Origin of the sequence: Pseudomonas sp. MM213 (assembly GCF_020423045.1) — a bacterium.
Lineage (GTDB): Bacteria > Pseudomonadota > Gammaproteobacteria > Pseudomonadales > Pseudomonadaceae > Aquipseudomonas > Aquipseudomonas migulae.
Map to the genome: position 1 here is coordinate 1,760,675 of NZ_CP081943.1, position 18,231 is coordinate 1,778,905.

18 protein-coding genes and 2 pseudogenes are annotated in these 18,231 nt (G+C 52.0%); 16 read left to right on the forward strand and 4 right to left on the reverse strand.

Annotation, left to right across the window (positions count from 1 at the left end):
* The first annotated feature begins 591 nt into the window (after nucleotides 1-591).
* Nucleotides 592-1,479, forward strand: a complete 888-nt coding sequence (locus tag K5R88_RS07890; protein ID WP_226299623.1) for a Fic family protein — start codon at nucleotides 592-594, stop codon at nucleotides 1,477-1,479.
* A 76-nt stretch (nucleotides 1,480-1,555) separates the two neighbouring features.
* Here K5R88_RS07890 and K5R88_RS07895 read toward each other — a convergent pair whose 3' ends face one another.
* A complete protein-coding gene (locus K5R88_RS07895; protein WP_226299624.1) occupies nucleotides 1,556-2,170 on the reverse strand; it encodes a hypothetical protein in 615 nt (204 codons plus the stop codon).
* A 259-nt stretch (nucleotides 2,171-2,429) separates the two neighbouring features.
* On the opposite strand from K5R88_RS07895, the gene K5R88_RS07900 reads away from it, so the two are divergent.
* From K5R88_RS07900 to K5R88_RS07915, 5 genes are all read left to right on the forward strand, one after another.
* Entirely contained in the window at nucleotides 2,430-2,924 is a 495-nt protein-coding gene (locus K5R88_RS07900) for a hypothetical protein (RefSeq protein ID WP_226299625.1), read from the forward strand.
* A complete protein-coding gene (locus K5R88_RS07905; RefSeq protein ID WP_226299626.1) occupies nucleotides 2,885-3,511 on the forward strand; it encodes a pentapeptide repeat-containing protein in 627 nt (208 codons plus the stop codon). The genes K5R88_RS07900 and K5R88_RS07905 overlap by 40 nt, the downstream gene beginning before the upstream one ends.
* Nucleotides 3,512-3,967: 456 nt before the next feature.
* The gene (locus K5R88_RS30850; protein WP_442963910.1) at nucleotides 3,968-4,258 is read left to right on the forward strand and encodes an ABC-three component system protein; all 291 of its coding nucleotides are present in this window, start codon (nucleotides 3,968-3,970) and stop codon (nucleotides 4,256-4,258) included.
* Entirely contained in the window at nucleotides 4,255-4,743 is a 489-nt protein-coding gene (locus K5R88_RS07910; protein WP_226299627.1) for a three component ABC system middle component, read from the forward strand. The genes K5R88_RS30850 and K5R88_RS07910 overlap by 4 nt, the downstream gene beginning before the upstream one ends.
* A complete protein-coding gene (locus K5R88_RS07915; RefSeq protein WP_226299628.1) occupies nucleotides 4,740-6,704 on the forward strand; it encodes a DUF3732 domain-containing protein in 1,965 nt (654 codons plus the stop codon). Before K5R88_RS07910 ends, K5R88_RS07915 begins: the two co-directional genes overlap by 4 nt.
* Before the next feature lie 227 nt (nucleotides 6,705-6,931).
* On the opposite strand, the gene K5R88_RS07920 is transcribed toward K5R88_RS07915, so the two are convergent.
* A complete protein-coding gene (locus K5R88_RS07920) occupies nucleotides 6,932-7,225 on the reverse strand; it encodes an antitoxin Xre/MbcA/ParS toxin-binding domain-containing protein (protein WP_226299629.1) in 294 nt (97 codons plus the stop codon).
* A gap of 392 nt (nucleotides 7,226-7,617) precedes the next feature.
* On the opposite strand from K5R88_RS07920, the gene K5R88_RS07925 reads away from it, so the two are divergent.
* The 5 genes from K5R88_RS07925 to K5R88_RS07945 all read left to right on the forward strand — a co-directional run bounded on the left by K5R88_RS07925 (nucleotide 7,618) and on the right by K5R88_RS07945 (nucleotide 11,930).
* Complete coding sequence (locus K5R88_RS07925; protein WP_226299630.1) at nucleotides 7,618-7,917, forward strand: hypothetical protein; 300 nt, start codon at nucleotides 7,618-7,620, stop codon at nucleotides 7,915-7,917.
* A 79-nt stretch (nucleotides 7,918-7,996) separates the two neighbouring features.
* A complete protein-coding gene (locus K5R88_RS07930; protein WP_226299631.1) occupies nucleotides 7,997-8,569 on the forward strand; it encodes a hypothetical protein in 573 nt (190 codons plus the stop codon).
* 540 nt (nucleotides 8,570-9,109) lie between these two features.
* Nucleotides 9,110-10,192 (forward strand): ComEC/Rec2 family competence protein, encoded by a 1,083-nt coding sequence (locus tag K5R88_RS07935; protein WP_226299632.1) that lies wholly within the window; start codon nucleotides 9,110-9,112, stop codon nucleotides 10,190-10,192.
* Between the two features lie 414 nt (nucleotides 10,193-10,606).
* Complete coding sequence (locus K5R88_RS07940) at nucleotides 10,607-11,356, forward strand: hypothetical protein (RefSeq protein WP_226299633.1); 750 nt, start codon at nucleotides 10,607-10,609, stop codon at nucleotides 11,354-11,356.
* A 352-nt stretch (nucleotides 11,357-11,708) separates the two neighbouring features.
* Nucleotides 11,709-11,930 carry an AbrB/MazE/SpoVT family DNA-binding domain-containing protein gene (locus tag K5R88_RS07945; protein ID WP_226299634.1) on the forward strand — a complete coding sequence of 74 codons (222 nt, stop codon included), beginning with the start codon at nucleotides 11,709-11,711 and terminating at the stop codon, nucleotides 11,928-11,930.
* A 573-nt stretch (nucleotides 11,931-12,503) separates the two neighbouring features.
* Here K5R88_RS07945 and K5R88_RS07950 read toward each other — a convergent pair.
* A complete protein-coding gene (locus tag K5R88_RS07950; protein ID WP_226299635.1) occupies nucleotides 12,504-12,686 on the reverse strand; it encodes a hypothetical protein in 183 nt (60 codons plus the stop codon).
* 331 nt (nucleotides 12,687-13,017) lie between these two features.
* Here K5R88_RS07950 and K5R88_RS07955 point away from each other — a divergent pair, with 331 nt between their 5' ends.
* Complete coding sequence (locus K5R88_RS07955) at nucleotides 13,018-13,296, forward strand: hypothetical protein (RefSeq protein ID WP_226299636.1); 279 nt, start codon at nucleotides 13,018-13,020, stop codon at nucleotides 13,294-13,296.
* Nucleotides 13,297-13,720: 424 nt separating this feature from the next.
* Nucleotides 13,721-14,362: a hypothetical protein gene (locus K5R88_RS07960; protein WP_226299637.1), complete on the forward strand. Its 642-nt coding sequence runs from the start codon at nucleotides 13,721-13,723 to the stop codon at nucleotides 14,360-14,362.
* Nucleotides 14,363-15,041: 679 nt separating this feature from the next.
* Here K5R88_RS07960 and K5R88_RS07965 read toward each other — a convergent pair.
* Nucleotides 15,042-15,383, reverse strand: coding sequence for a hypothetical protein (locus K5R88_RS07965; protein WP_226299638.1), 342 nt, complete (start codon nucleotides 15,381-15,383; stop codon nucleotides 15,042-15,044).
* Nucleotides 15,384-15,707: 324 nt separating this feature from the next.
* Here K5R88_RS07965 and K5R88_RS07970 point away from each other — a divergent pair.
* The 3 genes and pseudogenes from K5R88_RS07970 to K5R88_RS07980 all read left to right on the forward strand — a co-directional run bounded on the left by K5R88_RS07970 (nucleotide 15,708) and on the right by K5R88_RS07980 (nucleotide 17,934).
* A pseudogene (locus tag K5R88_RS07970) lies at nucleotides 15,708-15,943 on the forward strand (hypothetical protein).
* Between the two features lie 94 nt (nucleotides 15,944-16,037).
* Nucleotides 16,038-16,231, forward strand: a pseudogene (locus K5R88_RS07975) (hypothetical protein); the annotation flags it as partial.
* Between the two features lie 1,106 nt (nucleotides 16,232-17,337).
* Nucleotides 17,338-17,934: a response regulator transcription factor gene (locus K5R88_RS07980; RefSeq protein ID WP_230427576.1), complete on the forward strand. Its 597-nt coding sequence runs from the start codon at nucleotides 17,338-17,340 to the stop codon at nucleotides 17,932-17,934.
* Nucleotides 17,935-18,231: the final 297 nt, after the last annotated feature.

The following is an 18,231-nucleotide window of genomic DNA, read 5'->3' on the forward strand; positions in this document are numbered from 1 at the left end:
AGCAGCAGCACTGGCTCCGTTCGGTGTGCAATCGGCCTAGGGCACCGGAATTCTGTGTACGCCGACCGGAATTTGCTGAGCGTTTCCTGGCCGAAGCAATCACCGGAGTTTGGTGAGCGGCCCGGTTTACGTGGCCCGCAGCCGGCCAGAATCGAATATCGGGGGTTTATCTCCCACCCTCCATCAGCAGCAGCACTGGCTCCGTTCGGTGTGCAATCGGCCTAGGGCACCGGAATTCTGTGTACGCCGACCGGAATTTGCTGAGCGTTTCCTGGCCGAAGCAACCACCGGAATTTTGTGAGCGGCCCGGTTTACGTGGCCCGCAGCCGGCCAGAATCGAATATCGGGGGTTTTATCTCCCACACGCCATCAGCAGCACTGGCTCCGTTCGGTGTGCAATCGGGCTAGGGCACCGGATTCCTGTGTACGCCAACCGGAATTTGCTGAGCGTTTCCTGGCCGAAGCAACCACCGGAATTTCGTGAGCGGCCCAGTTTACGTGGCCCGCAGCCGGCCCAAATCGAATATCGACCCAAACTCATCGATGATGGCGGATGATGAATGAAACAATATCCTTTTATAGATATCTCAGATGACCGCTGATCAATGGCTTATTCCGCCCCTGCCCGATTCGATTCCTCCGTCGATACTGTCGAAAGCAGACGTGCTTGTAACGAAAACAGCTTTCCTTGCCGGCCTGCTCGCACCTGAAACTGCAGCATGCTTGAGCAGACAGCTGAAGGTCTCTGACGCTGAGTACTCGAGGATCATCGACGGGCACAACACTGACCTGGAGGTGCTGGAAGACGCAACCAACTTGGCTAGCATGCAGTCCACGTTGGGGGAAATCACCGAGCTTCGTCGACGTCTCATTGCGGCGCTAGCCCACCACTATCACCTTGTACAAACTCAACCGCTATCTGACGGTAATGGGGCCGTGGCGAGGCTGATCGTTCATACGCATTTCGCTCAGATCGGATTACATCCGCAGCTGTGGTCGTTATCTCGCGGTATAGCTCGTAGACAGGAGGAGTATCACGCTGCGCTGGGCATAACTGGTGACACGCAAGAGAGACAACTTGCTAGTGGATTCCAGCGAACAGACAGAGCCTCTCTCACCTTCATTGAGTTCATGCTTGATGTCTGCCATGAAGAAGTGGACTACATGACTACCGCTCTGAGTCGTCACCAGCTTCGTGAGTCCGTTGCCCATGCGTACAGAACAAACTCGCGATTGACGGAAGCAAGCGTCAGCCCAGAAACGATGCCGGCGCTCCTAGCGCTGTTAATCCAAGGCTCACTACCTCGCACCGAATTCGTAACCTTTACCGGTCTTCCACGTGAAGCAGCAAGCGACCAGCTCAACCGGCTGCTCAACCTCGGTATCGTGGTGAGCCCGCCATCTAACCTCCAAAGGCTGGAGGTAAGCTTACCGGCCTGGTTTGCCCAGGTTCTCCTTCCCGATTTTCATTTAGCATGAACTTGACTGTAAGCCGGGCTGATAGCCCGGAGGGGCGATAACGGTCATAGCCTCAACTAGGATTGCCGGGGTTATCCTAACGTTCAAACAAGCCCATGAATTTTAGTACCGCCAGCGGCACGCAGCTCGAGCTGCTCACGCTAGTAGTTTCCAGAACATCCAAAGGCTCACCTCCTGCGGCTTCCATCAAACTGTTAGCTAGCCAAACCGCGTCAAGCATGCTGAACGAATAGCACATGAACTCGAATACAAGCTCTGCTCCACCGTCCTCAACTGTGTAGACGCCCACTTGCTCAGTTGTATCATTGGTATCTGTTGGGAGCTCGACAAAATAGACCGCACTTTCGGATCCGTGACAACTGAATTTCCCGTCAGCGGTGTAACTCCAATCTCCGGATACTCTTTTGTGATATTTGCGCTCAAACATACTGTCCCGTGCGGCAGGCGTTGGTACAAATCCGGCCAGATTTCCCACCGTAATCAGGACAGCATCGTAAAGGCAGCGCGCAACCTCTTCAGCTACGGGACTAGCAAACCTAATCGATACGGTATCTAAATTGATATCAACACTGTTAACTCCCTGAAAGCTTGATACTTGGCATGGATATTTGTCGTTGTATTCACGCTCTCGCCAGCACGTGAGATCGCGAGTCGCAAGGAATACTTCTGACTGCCCGTCATATTTGCCCACAAAACACCGTCATTATTTATGTTCTCAAAATCTAATCGGACGGGTTAAGGGCAGACTTTAACGTTGAAGATAAATAATTTTCCGGTAAACGTTGACGGGGAGCGGCCCTCTCACCAAGATCACTTTTTGGCACTGGATTGGTTCGAGAAAAATGGCACATGAGCAGCAATAGCGAAGGGACGATTGCAGGATGCTGATGGTGAATCATGGAATGCGGCTTTGCAGCGATGAGACTTGCTTCTGCAAGAGCTCCCAGCCAATGATGATATTGACGGCAAGATTGCCGAATGGTGCGTTCGAAGCACCTGCGAAACTAGGCACCCAGCAGTACTACGGGACGTCAAATCTGACACCAGACGTAGCCTTCACCAAAGGGTTACCTTTAAAGGGCTTCTGCGTTGATCTTTTGCGGCATGCCGGAAAAGGGCGTGATAGTAGGTTCCGAGGCACAACGCCCTTTTTGATGGTGAATGAAGCTTTGGGTCAGGGGGCCGTGTGCTGGGCCGACGAAGGTGGCTGGGTTTATGAGTTGGACAATATTCCTGGCTGGGATGTTGAAAAGCTGCTGGCCGGTAAAGTGCCCACGGCCAACGGATTTGCCGGCGCACCTTTTCCAGGAGAGATGGAGGGAGCGATCGATTCGTGGATCCTCCCCTCAATGATCCGGCGGGCTGGGAAAGTAGAGAGGTCAAGACGTTTCTTGGTGGTGAATGAATGGACGATAAACAAAAATTGCCCGAACCTGGCGTTCTAGAACTCAAGGATCGCTGGAAGACTGCCGCTGGACAGCAAGTTCGGCGAAAGTTACTTATTGCCCTGCGTGTGGGGAGCGAAGACTGGCCGGAGCTACTGTTAGACCTCCCCCCAGTAAGTAATCCGCTGTCTCCGAATGACCTGGATGACCTCAGAGGCATTGAATTGCCTGGTGAAATGCTCGACAGGATATCGCTGGCATGCTGCGACCTGAGCTACAGCAATCTCCAACACTGCTCCCTGCGTAAGGCCTCCCTGCAGAGATCAAGGCTCAACTGGGCAGACTTACAGCTCTGCAACTTGGTCGGTGCAGACCTGCTGAACTTGGAAGCCCTGCATGCCAATTTCTCCGATTGCAAGTTCAACGGGGCAATGATGATGTCGAGCAACTTCAGACACAGCGGCTTCGCTCGGACAGAGCTAAAGAGCTGCGTCCTAAACGGCTCCGACTTTACCGGCAGTGATCTCAAACCCACTGCATTTGAACGAAATGAGGTTCACAGCGTTACCTTTCCCGAGACGTTCGACTTGGCGCGTCATTTAAATAAAAGCATATCTAAACGCGACCTTAAGCCCTTCAGTCCGTAGCGCTCCCTGCTGCGGAGCTACTGCGAGACCTGGTCAACTTGCCACGGGTGGGCAGTGCCTACAGCAGAGCGATTGCCATATGCCACTACTCAAAGCAGAATAGTCGCCGGGAGGGAATCGGTTAAGATAGGACGAACATGGAAAGGATGCTATTGCGAGCGTTAGACCCAGAGACAATGGTCGCGCGTGGCTTAAATCTGCCTAGGGCCAAACAAAATGACCTGCCCATAGGGAGAGCACCGACCGCTGCCTCTCATCGTCCCCTGAGGCCTCGCACTTCGATCCTCCGATGCGAGAGCGCCGAAAATTCAATCCATTTCACGCCAGCCCAGGCCCATAGCCGGTGCGGCTCAGGACTCAGAACCCACGCGAAGTCCCCCCTGTGCCTGCGTCGTTCCCGCACACTCAAGGCAGCGCCTAGTCGGCTCTGAAGAAATCACACGCTACGAAAATCGGCTGACGAATGAGTGGGAGCGCAATAAAGACATCGTATTCGATGATGCCTTCGACGCACCGATCGAGGCCAGCTTAGAACAGACACTGATTGCTGCAGGAAAGAAGCTCTACACCTGGGCAGAGACCGAAGCACAAAAGCTTGATCATCTGAAAATCCGGGCACGCGTGACAGAGCCTTACGTCCTTCGCGGCAGCTTTCAGATTCTCGCCAATAAGCGCCCCTACCCCACTGTTTACTGGCATCCACAGCTTCTGGATCGCCTGATCAAGGCTGCCGGAGAAACAGAATGATTGGCTGGGATCAGCGTCCTTTTGAAACCAAAAACCTTTTCAACCCAGCCTTCTGTGCAGTCGTGCTGATGCGCGCCCTAAAGGCTTACGCAACGGCAGATCCCAAGGGAATGCCGTTCTCGCTATCGCTGCTCATATTGCCATTGAGCCTGCACTACGATTCTCGAAGTCTGCTGATGAAGCTGTACAAGGGCTACCTGCTCAAGACAGTGGAAACCAATCCCCAACTGCAAATTGGGCTGCCTGAACGGGTGACAGAAATGCTGCCCTTTACATTTGAGGCATTCGCTTTGGCCCACCACACTGATTGCTTTGAGGTTACCCCGCAGGGACGACTCCTTCCGAAAGCCCGAAGGCTCAAGGCAGACATCCAAGGCACGGAAGAATCAGTGGCGTGCCAACGGGCGGCGATGTTGCTGGGGAGAGAGTTTGCCAGAATCGCAGACAGGGTAACGGTGTACACGGCTTTTGGAATTCGACCATGAAAATCAGCTCTATCCATCTATATAGCCACGACGGACAACGCCGCGATCTCAACTTCGAAGTCGACGGGCTCAATGTCATTACTGGCCGTTCCTCAACGGGCAAATCCGCGCTTTCGGACATCATCGAATATTGCATGGGCCAGTCCGACTTCAACGTTGCAGAAGGCGTTATCCGAGACAAGGTCTCATGGTTCGCAGTGATCTATCAGTTTACGGATGTACAGGTAATGGTGGCCAAACCTGCTCCACGTTCTGGAGGAGCTAGCTGCAGTATGGCCATGACACGCACTGGTGAGTTCGTGCAGCCACCTGAATACTCAGAGCTCGTGATCAACACCGACGACATCGCCGTTACGTCATTGCTGTCACGACATCTCGGCATTCCAGAAAACCGTACCGAGGTTGCCGAACAGCACACGCGCAACAGCTACGAAGCGTCCATCAAGCACTCGTACTACTACCTCTTTCAAAAGCAGGGCTTGGTCACAAACAAGGATCAGCTTTTCTATCGCCAGCAGGAGCCATTTCAACCCCAGGCGATCAAGGACACGCTGCCAATCCTATTAGGTGCGTCGACCAATGAGCGTTACGAGTTGCAGGCCAAGCTTAGGACAGCACAGCGAGACCTGAGAGCCCAAGCAAAATTGCTGGATCAGGCCAAGCAGGCAGTGGGAAATAACCGAACGCAAGCTGTTTCACTGCTCACGGAAGCTAAGACTGTAGGAATACTTCCCGAAGGCACCTCGACCGGTGAAATGGATGAAATCCTTGCGGCGCTCAAAACGGCTGAGCAGTGGTCTCCCGCCAAGCCTCACTCCCAACCTGACGACAAGATTCCCAAACTAGAGTTTGAGCTTGCCAAGCTTCGTAAGGCCAGGCGCGAAATCAAAGCCAAAATTGAGGCCGGGAAGCTGTTCGAAAAACGTGCCGGCGGCTTCCAGAGCGAAGCAGCGGAGCACATTGACCGCTTAGCCTCTATCAAGTCGCTTCCAAAACATTCTTCGACAGGCGAGTGGCAGTGGCCTTTCGCAGAAAAGAACCTGGCCATGGACACACCCATTGCCCAAGCACTGATCGGCGAGCTGGAATCCTTGGAAGCTGAGATGCAGACGGTCATGGGGCAGCGCCCTCAACTCCAGGGTTACTTAGAAGAAGAGTCTCAACGACTTCAAGTGACCCACCGGTCGATCGCCGAAAAAGAAGCCGAGCTGACTGCAGCCATCGCAACCAATGCGGTTTTGGCCAACGCGCAGAAGCAAAGCGATGCCGCCAAACATGTGGTGGGCCGTATCAGCTATTTCTTGGAGGGGTTCATCCCTGACAACTCGCTGAAACAGCACCTGGTCGACCATCGCCGTAGGGAAGTGCGTGTAGAGGAACTGGAAAAGACCTTGGCGGATGTAGACGTGGATGACCGCCTAGCATCTATCATAAACAGCATCTCGGCACAGATGAATGTCTACAACCAGCGTTTCAAATCGGAATTCAGCGCCTATCCTGCCCGTTTAGACCTGAAGCGTCTGACCATCGTTTTTGATCGCCCTGAGCGTCCTGTGCCCATGTCGAGGACAGGTGGTGGCGAAAACTACCTTGCCTATCACCTCTCGGCACTGCTCGCGCTGCACTGGTACTGCGCAGAGAGCAATCGACCTATGCCTCGCTTTTTGATGATCGATCAGCCGACTCAGGTATATTTCCCCTCGGAGGAGGCCTACAAAGCTGTAGACGGTACCGTTAAAAACACCGAGGAGTCCGATGCCGATATGGATTCCGTGCGCAAGCTATTTAACTTGCTGTACCAGTTCACGGTCGAGGACGTGCCTGGATTCCAAATCATCGTGACAGAGCATGCCAACCTGCGTGACGACTGGTTCCAGACGTCCTTGGTGGAGGCGCTCTGGAGCAAGCCTCCTGCATTGGTTCCAGAAGATTGGCCTCTCAAGAGCCAAGTGTCCCGCTGACTGACGGTGGGGACGCACTCGCCCCCGTAGTTCGCAAGGAGTGAGGCGCGAAGCCCTCGCTCTTCGGGCACTAATAGCGGACAGCTTGGTAACGCCCTCGATAAATGAGACAGCCGAAATGCGCGTCTTTAAAACAATCATGGCAGGCCGTGGAGTGACTCGCCCAGGGGATGGACGATTTGGGTCGAGCCGGGCTTAAGCCCGAAGGAGCAATAGCCAAAGCAGCTTTAGCTCAGCAGCCCAGCGAGTCGCCTATCGAATCTCACACGAGCCCCCCTCTCCAGTTGACCGATAAGATCGAGCACAGCGTTCGTCTCCACCCTCTTACTAATCATATCCAGTGGACGCTTCGAACCGAGGCCCCGCACCGGCGTACTAATCCATCCCGTTGCTGCGGCGACATCGTTTTCGAACAGGTAAAGGGCTTGCTCAAAGACCGCTATCAATGCGACCAACCGGTCGCTTTCTACGGAATTTAACCGCCCTACTTTCACCCTACGCGCCAACGTTGTGGGTGACATGCAAATAGCCTTGGAGAACCCCCCCGCTGCACCTGCAGAAGGCTCGCCATTCGGTCGAGGAATTCAAAAGGCAGTCCTTTGTGAACTAGGTCATGAAGCACGGTACCGCGTGACGGCAGCCCGAGGGTCATCCAAATGCTCCGTGAGATCTGGGGCCTTGGTTGGTATTCCTTGATCGATGACAGAACTTTCTCCTCCATCTGAAAAACCTACAACTAAGCCGGGCCCGTTTTCCATCTCGCGAGCCTCCTCCCGAGTCAAGGTTACGGAAAGATAACGGAGGATTGTAACTATGGTTTTATCTGCAATATCTTAGACCTGTCGCAGGACAGCGGCTTTCCTTCAGGTACCATCGACGTCCGGTCGGTCAGTTAGTTTAGGGATTGCACGCCATGCCATTGGATCTCGCTTTCAGCATTGAAGCTAACGACTTTGTCGATCCTGATCGAGCCTATGATCTCTACTGGTCACGGGTGATCACGAGCAAAAAGGCCTTTATCTGCCCGGGGGCGGACTGTAGCGCTCAGGTTACCTGCGCCAATTTGGACAAAGACGTTCAGAACATGAAGGTGGTGCCACATTTCAGGGTTATCGGTGCCCATAGTGAGGGATGCGGGATTCCTGAAGAGGCCCCTTTCAAAGAGGTCATAGAGCCAGCAGCCCCTGAGAGCAGAGAGCGTCAGACGGTCTGATCAGTCTATCGTAGACGTTTTCAAGCTGGATCGCCCCGACTCGTACTATGAGGAGCGTAAGCTGGATCCTAGTGCGGACATGCTGGTTGCAAAGAAACTTGCAAAGGCCCGTAAGCCCTATACGCCAAAGCTCGGCGAAAAAGGCCCTAGCGGCCCCGTTTACTCCGTTCGGTCGATTGTCAGCCGGTATATACGATATCGAGAAGATGGGAGTATCGAGTTTCGTCGCCTCAATATTCTCGGACAAGACGTCCTGTATAGCAGCATTTTCAAATGCATATGGGAGCAAGATCTAGAAGATCTTCCAAAACATCCGGTTATCTATTACGGGTGGGCTTATGTCGATCGGACTAGAAATGATAAGGCCTACAAAATCAAGTTCAAGAAAAGTCTCAAGCAAGGGGGCGAGAATCTGGTGACGTCTACCTTCGTTTCGGATTCTCTGATCGATAGTTTCAAGCTGAAGAATCTCATGGCAGTCAGGCTTTCCAAGGTCTGTAAAAAACCGATACCTACCGCTTTCGTTTTCCTGTATGGGCAGCCGAGCGTGAAAGTCTATAATGAACGCAACTATGCCACTTTCGAGTTGACAAATCTCGATATGATAGACGTCAATTATGACTGTCCGCTGCCATCGAAGTACGACAAGTAGGGAAGGGAGTAAGGTGCAGTGGACTTTTCCGTAAACACACCTTCCTGATCCCAGTCCATGAAACGATGGTGTCCATTTTCTACGGGCGCGAAAATGTGTATCGCCAGGTGTTGCCGCTGACCGAAAGCTGACCCAGTGAGTCAGTTTTCAATCAGCGCCAACACAGTGATCTTAAGCTGTGCCGGCATAGCAAGTCTTGCACTTTGGGCACTTCCATTTTCCAGCGAAATCAAAGTCTGCAGGCATACTCGAGAGCCTGATTCGCGCATGCTTTCTGTGACGGAATCGGCTGCTTGGAGCCATCAAGCTAGCGTACCGAGCCACAATGGGCTTCGGCCAGATCCGTAGTCGGCATTATGTAAGCAGCTTAAGGCGACTGCCCCCTCTTGCGCCTTAGACATCGCAACAGCGAAGCTATGCAAGACTAAATTACCAAGCGCCTTGAAGTTTTTGGATTCGCCCCCAATCTAACTCCACAAATGGCCAAAGGCCATCCCTGACCGCGATAGATTTCGCGGAATTCTTACGGAGCATATGTTTGTGGCGGACAGCATCGAAATTGACTTCTTACCAGTTGGGGAAGGCGAACACAGCGGGGACGCCATTGCTATTCGGTGGCGTGAAAATGATCAGTACAAAATATTGATCTACGATGGCGGAACCAAAGCTTACGGCTCTGCATTGGTTGACCACGTGAAAACGCATTTTCATTCTCATTACGTTGACTACGTGGTCAACTCCCACCCCGATAATGACCATGCAGGTGGATTACTGCACGTCCTGGAGAATCTGACAGTTGGCCAGGTTTGGATGCACCAACCTTGGACGTACAGCAACGAGATTCGACATTATTTTCGTGATGGCCGGATTACTGACGCCAGCCTAGAGGAGCGCTTGAAGAAAAAAATGTCGGCAGCGTACGCCTTGGAAGAAGCAGCCCAAAAACGAGGGGTTAAAATCTTCGAGCCATTTGCCGGCAGCAAGATTGGGATTTTTACTGTCCTCTCTCCCACCCGAGACCGTTATGTCCATGAGTTAGTACCACAATTCGAAAAAGCCCCCGATCTGAAGAAAAACGAGAGCGCACTGGCTTCCGTCTTTGACGCAGTCAAAGGAGCTTTGGGATTCATCGCCGATCGTTGGGACGTGGAATACCTTCCAGATACCGTGTCGACTTCTGCTGAAAATGAAAGCAGCGCAATTCTGTTCGCGTCAGTGGGAGATAGGGGCTATTTGTTGACGGGGGATGCAGGAATCCAAACGCTTCGCGCCTCTGCAGAATATGCTGCTGGCATCGGTATCGATTTGCCACGGCGTGTAACCTTCGTGCAAATCCCTCACCATGGAGGGCGTCACAACGTCTCCTCTGAGACCTTGAATATGCTCGTTGGTGAGCCGCTGCCAAATGCGCCTGAGGAGCCTACTCGTACCGCCTTTGTCTCAGTTGCAGCAAAAGCACCGCGTCATCCCAAAAGAGCTGTAACAAACGCATTCGCCCGTCGTGGCTTTAAAGTTGGTCAAACGAAAGGGGGCACAATTTGTCACTTCACCCCTGGCATGCCACAGCGCGAAGGATGGGGGCCGATCTCCTACGTTCCTTTCTATGACGAAGTAGAAGAGTGACCAAAAAAAGAACTCATCAAATCCTCCTGAAGAAAATTTCAGAGGCTTAGACAGAATACTGTCGTCATATCTCATTTTATTCGGTCGATACGTTTATTAAAGCGTATCGGTCGATTAAATTGGTGATTGGCTCGAAGTATTGAAAGATAGCGGCGAGCAAAAATAACGCTCGTGTCGGAGGAGCTCTCCCCTCTCCCATCTCGATGGATGCAACATTTCCGCCACAGACCCAGCCCAGACGAGCCCCTACACGGTGGAATGCACTGATTCGCTAATTAGACATCATGCGCGGTAAAATGTTATGTAGTCAGTCATGGCTGATGCGTCAGTATTGTCTGCCGTAAAGCAGCAGGGGCGGAGCAGGTTATTTAACTCTTCGTTTAAATTACAACCAGAACTAGAGACGGCAAGTAGATGGAGTTCTTAAAGCAATTCGACACATACAGCATTAAAGCAAGGGTATTTCCTGCGATTATCGCAGGCCTCCCTACGCTTGCATTATTATTTATCATTGTGCCTTGGGATCACTTAGGCATTTCGCAAGCCATCGCGTCCTTTATGGGAGTGGTATTGGTTTTTGCATTTGCCGATATGGCTAGACACCGAGGCAAGAATATCCAAACCAAACTGGGATCTGGCGAGACGCCCGAGCAATGGCATCGGGATAATTCTGATTTGCCGGAGGTTTCAAAGAGCCTCTTTCGAAACTTTGTAGCTGATCAGCTGAAGCAAGAGGCTCCGACAGCCAACGAAGAAGAATTTGATACTACGAAGGCTAACGACTTCTATCGTGCTGCCAACGCTTGGTTGCGTGACCGCACGCGTGACACGAGTAAATTTTCGATGCTGTTTGGCGAAAATATCACCTATGGCTTTCGTCGAAATTTGCTTGGCCTAAAAACGATTGCGATCATTTGCAATTTGTTAGTTTTGGCATTTTGCATAGCCGTTTTATATTTCAAACCGACTTACTTTGAAGAGCTTCCACGCATCGATGAAAAACTGATTATAGTTATGGCTGCTTTATTGCTCCACACTGCCTACATGATCTTTTCTGTAAATAAAAAGGCAGTATGGGAGGCGTCTAGAGCATATGGTCGACAGCTCATTCTGAGTTGCGATACGCTCATGAACAATGCGCACCAGACAGCTAAAAAGAAATAAGCCATAACTAAACTTTAGGCTAAGTTTCTTCGGTGGAATTTTCACCAGTGCGTTTGAAAGAGCAAGCGCATTAGCAAAGTTGTAGTGGTTCAGCGCATGAGGAAGCTGGCGTAATGGTACCGCCTGCTTTGGGTGCTGGCCTACCCTGGCTTTGGCTGGTACCTGTCGTAGCGTCTCCAGCCCGCAATCGATAGGTTGCGATTTCAATAACATCATCGTGTGGGCTGACCTGATCCAGGTCGGCCATTCGAGTGCCTAGGAACGAGAACAGCTCGAAAGCTTGCTCACTGTGCTCTGGGCCATAAGCGAAAGCGCATTAACATTGCCAGTTCAGAATCAAAAGAGGCCGCACATGAGAAAGCCACCTATGAAAATCATCATCGAAGAATGGGATGGTGACGGTGCGATTCGAATTCCCTATGAAGCGTTGCAGGAGTTGGAGCTGGATGTCGGCGCCCCCGTGTATCTGATTGAAGAATTTGTCGGCAACACGCGATGCCTCGTCCTATCAAAAACGCCTCAAATTGCGGATCGAATAGACGAGCTCACTGAATCCTGGAATAGCGGACACTAGGGCAATGTCGAGGAGAAATGAGGCCGTCGAAATGCGCTTCCTTGAATCAATCATGGCAGGCCGTGGAGTGACTCACCCTGGGCACGTGAAGACTTGGGGTCGAGCCGGGCTGAAGCCCGAAGGAGCGATAGCCAAAGAAGCTTTAGCTACGAAGCCCAACAAGTCGCCTATCGAATCTCACACAAGAACGCCCTTCTCGAGTCGTCCAATAAAATCAAAGACGGCCTTCGTTTCCACCCTCGTCCTCATCATATCCACGGGCGCTTCGAACCAAGCCCACGAACCGGCATGCTCATCCACCCACCCGCGCAATGTATGGCGCCCGCAGTCAGTCATGGTACAAGAGCTACCTCAATCAAGCGTGCGTTAGGTACGGCTCGATGATGTCGTAGCGCGTGACATCGACCGGGTCGAAAGACGGTTTCTGCCATTTGGCTTCAGATCCGCTGGTGTAAAAACTCTGGAAAACGCCAAAACGTCTTGGATCAAAGTCAGCCGTACAGCACCATCTGTTGGCGCGCCGAGGTCGACTGCAGTATCCCGCATCACGATTTTTTCGATTTTTTGCGCAGGTCAGGTTAGTTGCACGACATCATCAACTTCGACGTCAACCATTGATCGATGGCATTCGGCGATACAGGAAGCCAGCGGCACAGAAATCGCGGAAAGCTCTCTCTGGACGATTTTCGCGGCGGTTTCTCGCACGGAAATCATGAGCATCGAAAGTGTCTGACCTTCTGAATCGCCTTCGTGCATCCGCAAACCGTTGTTTTGGGCAATGACCGTGCGTTCATTGTAGTCATCGATGCTAATGTAAGTGAGTTTGACTTCGGTGACGGCCGCAACTTTGGTATCAACTTACTATCATTCTAAAAATATTTGGCCCGCGCGCCATCACCGCGAAATCAGAATTAGCCTTTGTCTGTATGGATTTTGGCTGTTTTGGCAACTTGCATATTAAATTGCCATGTAAGTTAATTTCAAAATAACACTTGCATTCGTGCCAGCGTTGCTGGCAGACTTGAACCAATCAGCAAACAACACCGATTGCTGGCAAATACAGCGCACAATATAAAAGGGCCGTGCCATGGCTAACTTCAGACACATCTACGATCCTGCGTGCGCTTTCGGCGGCTACGAGTACTACGCCACTACCGACGGCGAGACTGTGCACATCCACGAATGCAAGCCGGCCTCCAACAATATTTACATCGTCCAGCGCTTGAGCAAAGCGGAATGGGACAAGTTTGCCGACGACCACGACTTGGACGACGGCAACCGCACTAACCCAGCTTTGATTTCTGCGCTGGCAAGCGCAAGTGTCGAAGATGACAGTCCTTTCTACAGCGAGTACGTCGCCGCCTAACTTGCAACCAAATATAGGGTCCCGCTGAACCCTGATTGCACCAAATACATTTGACGTGAAATTGTCTTCCGGCATACACACAAATATTTATTGATCGTGCAAAATCTCATTTTCATCATGTATATATAGGCACCCAAAAAGACACCATCATCAATGATTTGGTACTTGAATCGTCTCCGTAGACAGACGACAAATACTTGACATTGGAATTACATACTGGCGAGCCCGGAACTATTATATTTTTTGATCTGGCGACAAGAAACTCTATCTTGACCCATGCATTTGTGGACATAGACTTCAATGACTTTGGCTGATCACCAAGAGGCCCCACTGGGCTTTGTTGTGCGCAAACATTTTAACGGCAAACATCCAAAGCTATAACACCCCATCAGCCCTCCACAACTGAAAAGGCGAGATCTAAAAATTGGCATACTCCATCAATATCTGCATTAACGAAAACTCATCAGCAGTTTTCCTTGAATTCAATTATCTGAGTAATGAATTTCGAATTGTGAAAATTTGCCGATTTCAATGCATTGGCTGGATTCTTGATGCGGTATCACAGGTCGAAGTAGAGGTGCAAAACGGCGCCACTTGGATGAACCCCGAAGCATCGGTCGGCGCCTTGATGAGGTTTCCCAAGATCCCTGAATCGCTGGCAAGAAGACTTATCGCGACAGACTCAAAAGATGAAAGATTTGACTTGGCGTGGAATCACATCTCAGACGAAGAAAAAAATACAGCCATCACAGTTAACTTTGATTACTATCACAACTTTTGGCCACGTTTTCAATCCTATGCAAAAGCTATCGCATTACATGTGGCGAATACGCAACAACTAAACGACCTCAGGGAGAAAGTTCTGAATCTCGAACGCGATTTAAGGCAGAGCTCAACCATTCGAACGCAAACAGCAGATACTCTGATCGAGAACGTTACGCCGATCTCGTCGATTCATTGCATTGAAAATAAAAGATGGCACTCAAACAACAATGGTAGACAAATAATATATAACCCAATTCCAACCCCTCCTAGTGATGAGTGCTCAGAAGATATCCTCTATTAATCAATTGACGATGACAAATAAATTCTGAACATCTGACGGATAGCGGCGCACGGCACCATTGAAATTCATTGGATAAGCGTTGGATCTGGATGGTTGTATTCAATACTCATAGAAAGGCACGCAACGACTTGCCTTGCTCACCTCACCTCACCTCACCTCACCTCACCTCACCTCACCACGACGTATTATGGGCCCGCTGTAGCCGCCGTCGTAACCGTCGGCCTGATCTGCTCTACGAGGCAATCGGTCTTTTTTCGGATATCGTTCAGATATTTGGATGGGCGCAGAAACGCCAGCCTGGGCGAACACTGCTGGTCGATGGAAATCCAGCACACTTGATCGAAGTCGATAAGCTTTTACCCAAGAGGAGAGAACTCGGATTCTCTCTTCCACCGAAATACCAACGCTTTCAGCGAATGACCGCCGAATATGCAGCGCTACCTGCCGGCAAAAAGTACGATGGAATTCGCCCACTCAAACCAGTCCCAACTTGCGCTCTGGATTGTTGAGCATCCCCTTCGAGCGTGAATCAAACCATTACAGCCTCTTCCATTTGAATCAAATGCAAGCCGTTGTTAATTCGCAGAAAAAAGCCCCGCAGCCGAATGCGGTGCGGGGCAAAAAATTGGTTGGTTGCGGCCAACCAAAGGAGCGCTATGAAAGCGTTTACGGGCCGGGGTCAGATGCAATCCTGCGCGGCGCGTTCAAAACTTGAAGGCAGGAAGTTCGAAGCCAGCAAGTGCCGCTCGTAGATGAACACCTTGCCGCCGTTCCCGGCCTTGTAGGCTTCCAGCACGTTGTCCGCCGAGACTTTGCTCGACACCACGATCCGGTAACTGCGCTGGGTCTGCGAGACGGTCGGGCTCAACGCACTGCCCTGCAATTTCGGTACAACGCAGTCAGCGAATTGGGCCGGGGTCTTGCTGGTCTGCAAGGTCAAAGTCGGGTCGTTCGGCGTGGATGCACAACCGGCGAGCAACAAAGAGGCAAACACCATGGCAGGCACGAATAAAGGGCGCATCGATCTCATCCTGAAAATAAAAGGTTCGCTTCATCAAGCAACGGAACTGCGTCTTGAGCGCCGCCATGCCATTTGTGTTTTGTGTCTTCAGCCAGGTGCAGTAACCACTACGCCCGTCAGCAGAGCGACCATAACGAGTCGGGTGAATGTCTTCATCGCGCAATTTCTTGAGCGGTGTGTTTGATGCAGGCGATTTTCCGGCTATTACCAATAAAGTAGAACTTGTATTTCGTGATGATCACTATTACTTCTAGCAATAGTTGCGCGCCGTTCAGACGGATACACACTCAATCACAACTAGAAAAGATTGATGAGGATCTCTTCTTGAGGACTTTTGACTTAATCCGCGACGCCGTTTTCCTCGATTTCTGTAACCGGATGGCCGAGTACCGGGTCCAGTACAAAACCGTACTGTTGTGCGAAGACGCGCCGACCGGAGTTTGCGCGGGCCACCGCCAAGTCAGTTGCGCGGTTATTTGCGCGCGTTGAATACCATACGGGTGTTGGGCGTGGCTGATTGGGAGGAGCTGGATCGGCTGGTGGTAAATATGTGGCTTTAGCGACCCACCGCTACAGGCTAATGGGCAAAGTGGAAGTGGAGATTGCGGTGGAGCCCCTTCCAAGACGTCGTCGTGCCTGAATGCGTCCATTACGGCTGCAACAGCCGCAACCTTGGGTTACAACTCGCCCAAGGGCGACTGGCAGACCCGGCTGGACATGCGCAACCTGACGGGCAAGCAAGATGCTGCCACCATCACCCCGGGCTACGATAGGGTCTGGACGCGGTACGGTGCACGCCGGGTAAGGGTCTAGCAGTGTATGTTGGTGTGTCATGGCGCTTGCACTGAAACCTGGGCGTACAGTCCGGCTTTTCATCGATGGGTGAGTCGATAGTGATCTCACAGAAACGTTCGCGTTGACACTCGCCATCGGACAGCAATCGGCTAGTCGTGGACACAAGATCTGCTGGTCAGGTCGTATGCAAACGCGTGGTCAAGTCAGGTAAGCCCTGGTAGGGAGTCCCCAAGAAGGTAATTGGTCAACCGGTGTATCGCTACATCGCGCCCGAATACCGGAAGCCGTATCGCCGACTAAAGGAACAGGCGTTTCTGGGCAAACCGGGGTCGATGGAGTCGCGCGAAATCAGCTTCAAAGGCAGCGTACACGCGCTCGAAAGCTACATAGTTTCGCTGCGCGACGTACGTGAAAATATACCTCCGTGGTCGCATTGACGCGGGATTTCAGCGAGCGCAGACTGCCGCAAGAACAGTCGCACCGGCATTTGGCTAAGTTGCCCACGTGGCATGTGTGTTCACCATGGGTGAGATGGCGACGAACATCGCAACGAACGAAAACCAACCGCTCATGACGATTGCCAACTTCGCCAGGGCAAGTATCTTACGCATCAAGCCAAGTGCGGATGCGTGTGTCGAAGTACTCGAGAACTTCGAGAGGATAGTCGGAGAGGCAAGCGCGGCGGACAGACCATTCGACAGATCCGCGAGCTCGTAGCCAAGGGAGGGCTCAAAGTAGGTCCAGTCGACATAGGCCGAGTAATGATTACAGTCCTGAACTTCGTGGAACCGAAGGCGGGACAGAGCCACATTGACCGTGCGCCACGGCCTGCTGCCGAACTCCCATCGGTTCACGCTGAAAAGATCGAGATCGAACAGATTCTGCCGAAACTGGTAAAGAGCTAGACCGATATGGAGGTGACCGTACGAGATTCAGGGCTAGCTTTCCGGTAATTGTCCCAGCCCAGATTTTCGATCTTTTCTCACCGCCAGAACTGACAGCATGGGCCGGAGCTGTCCATCAGTCACTCAATCGTGCAAGTGCATCATGGCCGGCTCTGACTGGATACAAATGCGCTTTGCGGTGCAATGTTCCGTTTCACGCTCCCAATACAATAAGAGAGGTTAACTAAATGGGCAGTTCGGGGACCGTTTTCGTAGTGGACGATGATCAAGCTGTGGCCGATTCCCTGCGCGCACTGCTCATGTCCGTCGATCTTCCGGTAAAAACTTATCCTAGCGCGCAGGCGTTTATCGACGATGACGATTGCTCCAAACAGGGCTGTCTGGTTCTCGATGTGCGTATGCCTGGTATGAGTGGCCTGCAGCTTCAGGAATACCTCAAGGCGAAAAAAATAACGATACCCGTCATCTTTATCACGGGGCACGGGGATGTGCCTATGGCCGTGCGAGCGGTAAAGGCAGGCGCTTTGGATTTCTTGGAAAAACCTTTCCACGATCAAGATCTGCTCGATCAGGTACATCTCGCGCTTACGCTTGAGCAGGAAAGGCGCTATTCGGCGGTTGGCCGTGAGTCAGTGCGTGAACGTCTGGATACGCTAACGACGCGCGAGCGCGAGGTCATGGATCTGATTGTCGCCGGCAAGTCCAGCAAGATGATAGCCAATATCTTTAATTTATCGTGCAAGACCATCGAGTTTCATCGCGCCAACGTCCTGCTCAAGACGAATGTTCATACCACAGCGGAACTGATCCACATGGTGCTTTCGGCGCAAGACGTTGCCCGTACGTCCTGACGGTAAACCGCATTCCGAGCCGGTTTCGAAATATCGCCGCCGCGCCATCCGGCGCTGGCGGAGTGTCGTAGACATGGCCTTCTGCTCTGACATTGCTGCGGTTATTCGTTGTTGACCAACTGAGATGGTTGCTTGTCTTCATGGCATTCGCTGCCCGTGTGGATCGGGAAATGGTCGCCAGGTTTCCATGGTTATTCGCTGCTACGCCAGCTCGGGAGCGAGCCTCTGGCCCCAAGAGTCAGCGTCGCGAGAGTAAAAGCGCCGCGGTCCAAGCCGCAGGGGCGTCAAAAGTTCCAC